10 protein-coding genes and 1 pseudogene are annotated in these 9,919 nt (G+C 64.8%); 7 read left to right on the forward strand and 4 right to left on the reverse strand.

All coding sequences use genetic code 11. From position 1 onward, the window contains the following. From modA to modC, 3 genes are all read left to right on the forward strand, one after another. Positions 1 to 300, forward strand: a 300-nt coding sequence (modA, locus tag Q8N40_RS10885) for a molybdate ABC transporter substrate-binding protein (protein ID WP_305711825.1), incomplete at its 5' end; no start/stop codon positions are given. 2 nt (positions 301 to 302) lie between these two features. Next, the gene (modB, locus tag Q8N40_RS10890; protein WP_305711826.1) at positions 303 to 998 is read left to right on the forward strand and encodes a molybdate ABC transporter permease subunit; all 696 of its coding nucleotides are present in this window, start codon (positions 303 to 305) and stop codon (positions 996 to 998) included. Between the two features lie 2 nt (positions 999 to 1,000). Next, complete coding sequence (gene modC / locus Q8N40_RS10895; protein WP_305711827.1) at positions 1,001 to 1,687, forward strand: molybdenum ABC transporter ATP-binding protein; 687 nt, start codon at positions 1,001 to 1,003, stop codon at positions 1,685 to 1,687. A gap of 170 nt (positions 1,688 to 1,857) precedes the next feature. On the opposite strand, the gene Q8N40_RS10900 is transcribed toward modC, so the two are convergent. Next, on the reverse strand, positions 1,858 to 2,313 hold the full coding sequence (locus Q8N40_RS10900; protein WP_305711833.1) for a GFA family protein: 456 nt from the start codon (positions 2,311 to 2,313) through the stop codon (positions 1,858 to 1,860). A gap of 12 nt (positions 2,314 to 2,325) precedes the next feature. Further along, positions 2,326 to 2,580: pseudogene (locus Q8N40_RS10905) on the reverse strand (GNAT family N-acetyltransferase); the annotation flags it as partial. Positions 2,581 to 2,783: 203 nt separating this feature from the next. Here Q8N40_RS10905 and Q8N40_RS10910 point away from each other — a divergent pair. Further along, positions 2,784 to 3,389, forward strand: coding sequence for a GNAT family N-acetyltransferase (locus Q8N40_RS10910; RefSeq protein WP_305322762.1), 606 nt, complete (start codon positions 2,784 to 2,786; stop codon positions 3,387 to 3,389). A gap of 38 nt (positions 3,390 to 3,427) precedes the next feature. Here the strand turns inward: Q8N40_RS10910 and Q8N40_RS10915 are convergent, their stop codons facing one another. Further along, positions 3,428 to 5,221, reverse strand: coding sequence for a potassium/proton antiporter (locus Q8N40_RS10915; RefSeq protein ID WP_305711828.1), 1,794 nt, complete (start codon positions 5,219 to 5,221; stop codon positions 3,428 to 3,430). Between the two features lie 245 nt (positions 5,222 to 5,466). Here Q8N40_RS10915 and Q8N40_RS10920 point away from each other — a divergent pair, with 245 nt between their 5' ends. Together Q8N40_RS10920 and map are read left to right on the forward strand one after the other, a co-directional pair. After that, entirely contained in the window at positions 5,467 to 6,780 is a 1,314-nt protein-coding gene (locus tag Q8N40_RS10920) for a mechanosensitive ion channel family protein (protein WP_305711829.1), read from the forward strand. 115 nt (positions 6,781 to 6,895) lie between these two features. Beyond that, positions 6,896 to 7,720 carry a type I methionyl aminopeptidase gene (gene map, locus Q8N40_RS10925; protein ID WP_305711830.1) on the forward strand — a complete coding sequence of 275 codons (825 nt, stop codon included), beginning with the start codon at positions 6,896 to 6,898 and terminating at the stop codon, positions 7,718 to 7,720. Between the two features lie 16 nt (positions 7,721 to 7,736). Here the strand turns inward: map and Q8N40_RS10930 are convergent, their stop codons facing one another. Next, positions 7,737 to 8,714 carry an alpha/beta hydrolase gene (locus tag Q8N40_RS10930; protein ID WP_305711831.1) on the reverse strand — a complete coding sequence of 326 codons (978 nt, stop codon included), beginning with the start codon at positions 8,712 to 8,714 and terminating at the stop codon, positions 7,737 to 7,739. 197 nt (positions 8,715 to 8,911) lie between these two features. On the opposite strand from Q8N40_RS10930, the gene Q8N40_RS10935 reads away from it, so the two are divergent. After that, positions 8,912 to 9,871 carry an MBL fold metallo-hydrolase gene (locus Q8N40_RS10935; RefSeq protein ID WP_305711832.1) on the forward strand — a complete coding sequence of 320 codons (960 nt, stop codon included), beginning with the start codon at positions 8,912 to 8,914 and terminating at the stop codon, positions 9,869 to 9,871. Positions 9,872 to 9,919 lie beyond the last annotated feature (48 nt).

The following is a 9,919-nucleotide window of genomic DNA, read 5'->3' on the forward strand; positions in this document are numbered from 1 at the left end:
TGGCAGGCGGCGGAACCGAAATTCGCCATGGCGGAGAGCGTGCGCGCAGCCCTTGCGCTGGTGGCGCGCGGCGAGGCGCCGCTCGGGATCGTCTATTCGACCGATGCGAAAGTTGAACCCGGCGTCAGGATCGTCGGCACCTTCCCGGCCGACTCCCATCCCGCCATCATCTATCCGGTGGCGGCAACGGCGACCGCGAAGCCGGAAGCCGCTTCCTATCTGGCCTTCCTGCGTTCGTCGGCGGCCAGGACCATCTTCGAGAAATATGGATTCGCGTTTCTCGTCAGCCCGACGACCTGAGCGTGTTCGACATCTCTCCAACAGAATGGACGGCGATCCTGCTTTCGCTGCGGGTCGCCGCGGTGGCGACGCTGGTGGCGACGCCGCTCGGCATCGCGCTGGCGTGGCTGCTGGCGCGGCGCGATTTCTGGGGCAAATCGGTGGTCGACGCGCTGGTGCATCTGCCGCTGGTGCTGCCGCCTGTCGTGACCGGCTATCTGCTGCTGCTGACGTTCGGCCGGCGCGGGCTGGTCGGCGGCTTTCTGGCGGATCATTTCGGCATCGTGTTCGCGTTTCGCTGGACCGGGGCGGCGCTGGCCTGCGGCATCATGTCGTTTCCGCTGCTGGTGCGGCCGATCCGGCTGTCGATCGAAGCGGTCGATCGCCGGCTGGAGCAGGCGGCGGGCACGCTGGGCGCGCCGCCGTGGCGGGTGTTTCTCACCATCACGCTGCCGCTGGCGCTGCCGGGCGTGCTGGCCGGCATGGTGCTCGGCTTTGCCAAGGCGATCGGCGAATTCGGCGCCACCATCACCTTCGTCTCGAACATCCCCGGCGAGACCCAGACCATTTCCTCGGCGATCTATTCGCTGATCCAGACCCCCGACGGCGACACCGCAGCGCTGCGGCTGGTGGTGGTTTCCATCGTCATCGCGATGGCGGCGCTGGTCGCCTCGGAATGGTTTGCGCGGCGCGCCACCAAACGCCTGCATGGAAACTGATCATGCTCCGCGTTGACGTCACAAAAAATCTCGGCGAATTCGCAGTCGAAGTCTCGTTCGCCAGCGAGGGACGCGTCACCGGGCTGTTCGGCGCTTCCGGCGCCGGCAAGACCTCGCTGGTCAACATGATCGCCGGCCTGCTGCCGCCCGACCGCGGCGTCATCGCGATCGACGGCGACGTGCTCGACGATACCGCGGATGGCGTGCACATTCCGCCGCATCGCCGCCGCATCGGCTATGTGTTCCAGGACGCACGCCTGTTTCCGCATCTCGATATCCGGCAGAATCTCGACTACGGGCGGCGCATGAACCGGCTCGCCGAGGATCCCGCGCTTTGGGCCCGCGTCACCGACCTGCTTGATATCGGCGGCCTGCTCGACCGCCGTCCCGGCAAGCTTTCCGGCGGCGAGCGTCAGCGCGTGGCGCTGGGGCGCGCGCTGCTGGCGCAACCGCGGCTGCTGCTGCTCGACGAGCCCTTGGGGTCGCTGGATGAGGATCGCAAGGTGGAGATCCTGCCTTACCTCGTGCGGCTGCGCGACGAAGCCAATGTGCCGATGGTCTATGTCAGCCACGATTCCGGCGAAATGCGCCAGCTGGCGACGCAGGTCGTGATGCTCCGGCGCGGGCGCGTGATCGCATTCGGCGGGGTTGAGGTGTTGCCGCTCGCCGCCGCAAGCTCCGCTGGCTAAACAGCATTTGGAATCGCAAATTGCGGCCATCCTTCGAGACGGCCACTTTCGTGGCCTCCTCAGGATGAGGGTGAACTTGTTGAAACACCACAACCTCATGCTGAGGAGCGAGCGGCGCGAGCGTCTCGAAGCATCGGCAGCCAGCGACCTGCCGAACTCACATACGGGTGCTAGTCCGGCAAAGTCTCGCCGGAGCCGCCGAGTTCGGCGGGCAGATCGCGAAACTTCGGCAGCCCGTCCCTCACGGAAACCATCTTGCTCCCGTAATTGGCATGCAGCGTCGGCTGATGGATGAAATCCCGCAGCAGATTGGCATAGACGTCGATCAGCCGCATGCGCGGATGCTCGGTCATCAGATGCCCGCCGCAGCGCTTGCAGAACTTGCGGTAGGAGTTTTCGGTCTTGTGAAAGGTGGCGATATCGGCTTCGCCCCTGGTGATCCGCACGCTGCCCGAGGGCCACAGGCTGAAGGCGTTGATCGGAGCCGCCGACCAGGCCTGGCAGTCGCTGCAGTGACAATAACCTTCGAAGGTCGGCTTGCCCGTCACCTCGATCTCCACGGCACCGCAAAAGCAGCCGGCCTTGTGGACGGCGACTTCATGCTTGCCTTCCTCCCCGGGCGCCAGCAGGTCGCCATATTCGGGGTGCTTGCCGATGCAGGACCGGATGAAATCGCATTCGACGGAGAGCCGCCGCCCCTGCGCCCGCACCGCGTCGAGCGTGGCGCGCCCGAGCTTCGAGCCTACGCCCCGCCCGCCCAGTTCGGGCGGAACCTCGGTATGGACCAGCGTGATCGCGTCCGGCGATTTGCGATAGGTGACGAAGGCGGTGTGACCCTCGACATCGAGCTCGAAGCGCTCGCGATCCTCATTGTCGTGAAAATTCTCGGCCATGCGCACTCCCTGCTTTTGGTGCCGGGTGTTGACGATTTTCCCCTCTTATACCAGCGCAGATGCCCTGTTGCATCAGATCCGCGCCGGGGATCGCTGCCCGGCCATTGATCTGCGTCAAGACGGGACAGCTTCCCGGAGCACAAGAACTCCTGCGACGGTTGATCTGACTTCACACGAGGCATGGGCTGAAGGATTCACGGACAATGCCGGCTCAAGTCACCTACCGCATGGCCCGTCCCGACGACAGCGGCGAGCTGGCACGCTACATGTGCATCGCCGGGGGCGGCGTCTATGAATTTCTGTTCGACGATCTGATCCCGTTCGTGAACGCGGTCGATCTGCTGTCGGCCGGCATCGGCGGCGAACGCTATCCGGTTTCCTGGCGCAATTGTTGCGTGGCGACCCTCGGCAGTGACGGCGAGATCGTCGCCGCTGCGAATGTGTTTCCCGCCGACCTGCTGAAGGAAGATAATTACGTGCTGCTCGGCTCCGAACGCCACGACCATATAAGGCCGATGCTGGAGCTGCAGGACTGGGGCAGCATGTTCCTGAACAGCCTTGCCGTCGGCGACGCCTACCGCGGTTCCGGCATCGGCGCCAGATTACTGGGATGGGCCGAAGGCCGCGCGGCGAAAGCCGGTTACGACCGCCTGAGCCTGCATGTCTGGGCGGACAACGTCTCCGCCGTGAATTTCTACAAGCTAAGGGGCTTCATCGAGATCGGCGTCGCCGGGATTCCGGCGCATCCGCGGCTGCCGCACAATGGCGGCAGCATCCTGATGAGCAAGGCGGTGCCGCCACCGGCGTGATCGCCTGACGCCCGCGCAGCGTTGCGGAGGGGAGAAGTTCAGACGCCCGCGACCTGCGACCATATCTCCGACAGCCGGCGCCTGAACCGGGCCAGCCTCGTCAACGGCACGGCATCTTCTTCCTCTTCTGGCAGCCGCAGGCCGACGACGTTGACGCGGCCACCGCCGATGTTGTGCGCCACCAGCACGATGGGGTCGAGGGCGAGCTCCGCGCCCTCCTTCGGCGCGTGGTCGAGATGAATGTCGAAATAATCCGCCAGCGTCAATTTCGCCTGATCTTCATCGACAGCGACGCCGTAGATTTCGGCAAGCTCGCCCAGCGTGTGCTCCCCCGACACCATGAAGTCGCCGAGTTGATGCGGATCGGGCGCCGAGCTCGCGGGCATGTCGACGAAGAACCGGTCCAGCGACTCGGCCTTTTCCGGCGGCGCCAGCAGATAGATGTAATCGCCGGGCGCGACCGGATCGGCTTCGGCAGGCGACAGGATCTTCTCGTCGCGGATCACCAGCGTCGGCTTCGACCAGGATGGAATGAGGCCGCGCCGGAAATACAGGCTTTTCGGGCGGACCGAATAGCCGACCAGCTGCTGCTCAAGCTGGCCGGGCAGATCGAGTTCGACGCGGCGCGGGCCGCGATCGGCCCGCGGCAGCGCGACGTGGAGCTTTCGTGCCGCCGGGCCGAGCGTCCAGCCCTGCAGCAGCAGCGAGATGAGGACGACGACGAAGGCGACGTCGAAATAGAGATAGGCCTTGGAAAGGCCGACCAGCATCGGGATCGAGGCCAGAAAGATCGCGACCGCGCCGCGCAGGCCGGTCCAGGCGATGAATATCTTTTCCCGCCAGTTGAAGCGGAACGGCGCCAGGCAGAGAAACACCGCGACCGGGCGCGCCACCAGCATCAGGGCCAGCGCCACGACGAAAGCCGGGCCGATGCTGCTCACCAGACGCTGCGGCGAGACCAGAAGGCCGAGCAGCACGAACATCACGATCTGCGCCAGCCAGGTCGCGGCATCGAGAAAGGTAACGACCGAGTTGTGCGCGCGGGTCGGCCGGTTGCCGATGATGATGCCGGCGAGATAGACCGCGAGAAACCCCGACGCATGCGAGATTTGCGCGGTGCCGAAGATCACCAGCGCCGCGGTGGCGACAAAGGGCGCGTGCAGGCCCTGCGGCAGCGCCACCCGGTTCAGCGCCAGCACCACGAGACGGCCGCCGACCACGCCGACGATGGCGCCCAGCACGGCCTCACGAACGAATTGCAGCGCGATCTGCCAGGCCGAGCCTTCGCCGATCGTAATGAATTCGACCAGCACCAGTGTCAGAAACACCGCGAACGGATCGTTGGTGCCGGATTCGACCTCCAGCGTCGCGCCGACGCGGGGACGCAGGCGTAACCCCTGCGCGTGGACCAGCAGAAACACCGCGGCGGCATCGGTCGACGCCACCACGGCGCCCACCAGCAGCGCCTCGGGCCAGTTCAGATCGAGCGCGTATCGGGCGACCGGCGCGGTGATCATGGCGGTCACCAGCACGCCGACCGTCGCCAGCATCATCGATGGCGCCAGCACCGCGCGAATGCTCTGAAACCGGGTCCTCAGGCCGCCATCGAACAGGATCAGGGCCAACGCCACCGATCCCACCAGATAGGTGGTGCGGACGTCGTCGAACCCCAATTGGCCAGGTCCGGAGTCGCCGGCCAGCATGCCGATGAACAGAAACACCAGCAGCAATGGCGCGCCGAAGCGCAGCGCGAGCAGGCTCGAAAGAATGCCGGCCATCACAAGAACGGCGCCAAGCAGAATGGCTATGCTGACCGAGTCGAGAGAAGCCATGAACCTCCGGAAATCATTGAAATACTCGTGAGAATACTCTTGAGAATACTTGCAATTGCATCCTTATCGTCGCCACAGTTCGACGCCAACCCATTTCTCGACCCAGCGGCAAAGTACCCGGTTTAACGGCCTTACTCGCGGCAGCCGGGGTGTCGTATCGATGGCGCGGGCGCAGCCATTGTGTGAATCTGCCGGCCATTCGAATCAACTCTGCCCGATGAGCTGCCTGCGATGAGATTTTGACGATGGACCTGAATGACATCACCGGATTCCTGCTCGCCGCGGCGCGTTCGGTCGGCGCGGAGGTGACCTCGCCCTGGTTCTATCTGCAGCTGGGGCTGATCCTGGCCGCGGCGGGGATCGCGTTCGCCGTCGGCGCGGCGGTCCGCGCCAGGGTCGATGTCACTTCGCTTGCCATGCGCTGGCCGGCGCCGTTCCGGCTGTTCCTGCGCGTGCTGGTCGGCAGCGCCTCCACCGCGGCGTTCGCCGCTATGATGATGCTGGCACGCGTGATCATGCTGACCTCGACCTGGCCGAGCCGCAGCTATCTGCTGGCGGTCGCCGCAAAGCTGGCCTTCGCCTGGCTGATTATCCGGCTCGTCACCTCGGTGATCCGCAATGCTTTCATCGTCCGGCTGGTGTCGCTGTCGGCATGGACCCTTGCGGCGCTGAGCATCATCGGCCAGCTCAATCCGGTGGTCGAGGCGCTCGATTCGGTCTCCATCGTGCTCGGAGGTCTGCGGCTGACGCCTCTGCTGCTGATCAAATTCGGTGCGCTGCTGCTGCTGGCGCTGTGGCTGACCAACCTGGCCAGCAATTTCATCGAAGGCCGGATCACCCGCTCCAGCGACCTGACGCCATCGATCCAGGTGTTGCTGGTCAAGATGATCCGGATCGGACTGATGGTGTTCGCCATCACGATCGCCATCAGCACCGTGGGCATCGACCTCTCGGCGCTGGCGGTGTTCACCGGCGCGGTCGGCGTCGGCATCGGTATCGGCCTGCAGAAGATCGTCGCCAATTTCGTCAGCGGCATCATCCTGCTGGCCGACAAATCGGTGAAGCCCGGCGATCTCGTCACCATCGGCGACAGCTCGGGCCGCATCAGCGCGATGAAGACCCGCTATATCTCGGTCGCCGCCGGCGATGGCCGCGAATTCCTGATCCCGAACGAGGATCTGGTGACGCAGAAGGTCGTGAACTGGACCTATACCGACAAGAACACGCTGGTGAAGGTCGGTTTCGGCACCAATTACGACGCCGATCCAAGGCTGGTCTGCAAGCTGGCGGTCGACATCGCCGCCGCCGCCCCGCGCGCCATCAAGAGCAAGCCGCCGAACTGCATCCTGACCGAATTCGCGGAAGCCGGCATGAAGTTCTCGCTGACCTTCTGGATCGCCGACCCCGACGGCATGGACGGTGTGAAGAGCGAGGTGATGCTGGCGCTGTGGGACGCCTTCAAGCGCGAGGGCATCCGCGTGCCCTATCCGGTGCGCGAAATCCGCATCCGCGGCGGCGCGCTGCCGGTCGAGACCACGGTCGAGGTGCCGAACCGTTGAATTTGCCGCCAGGGCCGCATTTCGCCTGCCGCCTGACCAACCTTGGCTTGCTACCGCCCGCCCCGATCACTAAATTAGGCCTTCAAATCACCCCCCGCCCAGACGCGATCCGCCCATGAGCTATATCGAAGCAACAGATACCTCCTTGCGCAAAACCGGACAGATCAAGCTGCATGGGCAGAACGGGTTCGCGGGCATGCGCAAGGCCGGCGCCCTGGTGGCCAAATGCCTCGATGAGCTCACCGATATCGTCAAGCCGGGGGTGCCGACCTCCGAGATCGACGAATTCGTCCGCGCCTTCGCCTTCAGCCATGGCGCCTATCCCGCCACGCTGATGTATCGCGGCTACCGCTATTCGACCTGCACCTCGATCAACCATGTGGTCTGCCACGGCATGCCGGGCGACCGGGCGCTGAAGGAGGCCGACATCGTCAATGTCGATGTCACCTTCATCGTCGACGGCTGGTATGGCGATTCCAGCCGGATGTATGCGATCGGCCCGATCGCCCGCAAGTCCGAACGGCTGATCGAGGTCACCTATGAAGCGATGATGCGCGGCATCGCCGCGGTGAAGCCGGGCGCCACCACCGGCGATATCGGCCACGCCATCCAGAGTTTCGTCGAGCCGCAGGGCATGAGCGTGGTGCGCGATTTCTGCGGCCATGGCCTCGGCCGCCTGTTCCACGACGAGCCCAACATCATCCATGTCGGCCGTCCCGGCGAGGGCGTGACGCTGAAGCCCGGCATGTTCTTCACCATCGAGCCGATGATCAATCTCGGCAAGCCGCATGTGAAGATCCTGTCCGACGGCTGGACCGCCGTGACCCGCGACCGTTCGCTGTCGGCGCAGTTCGAGCATTCGGTCGGCGTCACCGCCGATGGCGTCGAGATCTTCACGCTGTCGCAGCGCCACGCCGAGAAGCCGCCGGTCGCTGCCTGATTGCTGCCCGGCCGCCTCAGATCCTCGGCTGCTCGCCGAGGAAGCCATCCACCGCGTCGAATACCTGCCAGCGGTTTTTCTCCAGGAAGACCGAATGGGTGCCCTCGCCGATTTCCACCCAGCGCCGCCAGGGCGCGGCGGTCAGCCTGCCGAACACGGCGCGCGACATCTCGATCGGGCAGTCGCGATCCCATTCCGCGTGAACGATCAGCACCGGGGCCGTGATGCGGCCCGGATCGTACAGCGGCTTGCCGGCGGCCCAGTATTCGCGCGCATCCTGGATCGTTCCGTTGGGCGCCATCAACTGGCCGGGAACCGGGCCTGATTGACCGCTGGCAAAGGTTGCGTCGGCCCAGGCTTCGAACCACGGCTCTGGCAGCACTTCCGCTTGCTTGCCTTCGGGAACGCCGTTGAGCCAGCGCGTTCTGGCGGCCGCGCGATCGACGATGCGATAGGCGCCGATGGCGCCGCCGGGATCGGCCAGGCTTGGGGTTTCGCGGATCCATTGCGGCGCGAGCAGAACGAGCCTGTTGACGGCCTCGTTGTGGCCGGCGGTGTAGCTCGCCATCTGGGTGGTGCCCCATGACCAGCCGATCAAATTGAGCCTGGCGATGCCGCGCCGCGACCGGATGAAGGCGATCGTTGCCGCGATGTCGCGGACCGCGACGTCGGTGCGGACGATCGGCGCGTTGTCCGCGGCCGGCGCCGCCATCTCCGGCGGCCGTGTCGAATTGCCGTAGCCCCTGATATCGACAAGGTAGACGTCATGACCGCGGCTGGCGAGATGATCCATCCACGACATCCCCGCCAGCGGAAGATCGAACGAGGTCGAGGCGGGATAGGTCGATCCGGCCACGAACAGGATGGTCTTTTCGGAGGAGAAGGTAGCGAGGTCTGCCCTGCGCTTGTTGCGGACGAACAGCTCGATGCCAGGCGTATCGCTGGCGATCATGAATTCTTCGGCGACGATATCTGTTCCGGCCGGCTTGTTCATGCGGACTTCCCTGCTTCGCGCTCAGGCGAAGCGCCAACCGAATGGATCGCCGGCTCACTTGCTGCCTTGCGCCAGCATGCCTTTGATTGAGAATGAATCGCAACAGGAATAGCCCGCACTGCCCGGTGTAGACTATCAGGACGTCGTGCTCCATCACAGGGGCGCCGATGGGCAAGGTTCAATCAAGGGAGGTAGGCATGTTCGAGATTTCGCGTCGCGATCTGGTTCTCGGAAGTACGGCGGCAGCACTCGTATTCGGATTGAAGGGACCGGTATCGTTTATCGGTGCGGCGCAGGCACAGCGCGCCGCCGACAGCCTCAAATACAAGGTCGGGGATATCGAGGTCTTCAGCCTGCACGACGGCAGCATCGAGCGCGTGCTCGCGGAAGGCTTCATCAAGAACGCGTCGATGGACGACATCAAGAAGGCCCTGACGGCCGGCGGCATCGGCCCGGACAAGTTCGACAACCCGTTTACCATCACCGCGATCAGGACCGGCGGCAAGGTCGTGCTGTTCGACACCGGCTTCGGCGGCAACGGCCCGCCCACCGTGGGCAAGCTCGCCGACAACATGAAGGCGGCCGGGCTCGATCCCGCCACCGTCTCCACGGTCGTGATCTCGCATTTCCATCCCGATCACATCTCGGGCCTGTGGGTGAAGGAAACCAACGCGCAGGTGTTCCCGAACGCGGAAATCCTGATGCCGGAGGTCGAGTACAAGTTCTGGACCGATCCGGCGCTGGTGGAGAAGGTTCCGGAAGCGGCGCGCGGCAATGTGCGGCGCATTCAGTCGACCTTCCCGACCTGGAAGAACATCAAGCAATTTGCCGATGGCGCCGAAGTCGCCCCCGGCGTGCGCGCCATTGCGACACCAGGCCATACGGTCGGGCACACCTCCTTCCTGGTTGCCTCGGGCGGGCAGCAATTGTTCATCCAGGGCGACGTCACCGGCATCCACCAGCTGTTCGTCAAAAACCCCGGCTGGTTCTCGATGTTCGACTCCGATGGTCCGAAAGCGGAGGCCACCCGCCGCGCCTTCTTCGATCGCGTGATTGCCGAGAAGGGCATGATCGCCGGCTATCATTTCGGCTTCCCCAATGTCGGCACGCTGTCGAAGGACGGCAACGGCTATGCGTTCGCCGCCGTCAAGGCGTGACGCTGCCGGGCTGATGTGAAACCACCGAAGGCGCCGTGCCCCGCACGG

This window comes from Bradyrhizobium sp., from assembly GCF_030693485.1.
Taxonomy (GTDB): Bacteria; Pseudomonadota; Alphaproteobacteria; order Rhizobiales; family Xanthobacteraceae; genus Bradyrhizobium.

What these genes read in the sequence shown, in the direction of transcription:
- modC (WP_305711827.1), top strand. Translation starts at nt 1,001, where the DNA reads ATGCTCCGCGTTGACGTCACAAAAAATCTCGGCGAATTCGCAGTCGAA.
- Q8N40_RS10910 (WP_305322762.1), top strand. Translation starts at nt 2,784, where the DNA reads ATGCCGGCTCAAGTCACCTACCGCATGGCCCGTCCCGACGACAGCGGC.
- Q8N40_RS10915 (WP_305711828.1), bottom strand. Translation starts at nt 5,221, where the DNA reads ATGGCTTCTCTCGACTCGGTCAGCATAGCCATTCTGCTTGGCGCCGTT.
- Q8N40_RS10920 (WP_305711829.1), top strand. Translation starts at nt 5,467, where the DNA reads ATGGACCTGAATGACATCACCGGATTCCTGCTCGCCGCGGCGCGTTCG.
- map (WP_305711830.1), top strand. Translation starts at nt 6,896, where the DNA reads ATGAGCTATATCGAAGCAACAGATACCTCCTTGCGCAAAACCGGACAG.
- Q8N40_RS10930 (WP_305711831.1), bottom strand. Translation starts at nt 8,714, where the DNA reads ATGAACAAGCCGGCCGGAACAGATATCGTCGCCGAAGAATTCATGATC.
- Q8N40_RS10935 (WP_305711832.1), top strand. Translation starts at nt 8,912, where the DNA reads ATGTTCGAGATTTCGCGTCGCGATCTGGTTCTCGGAAGTACGGCGGCA.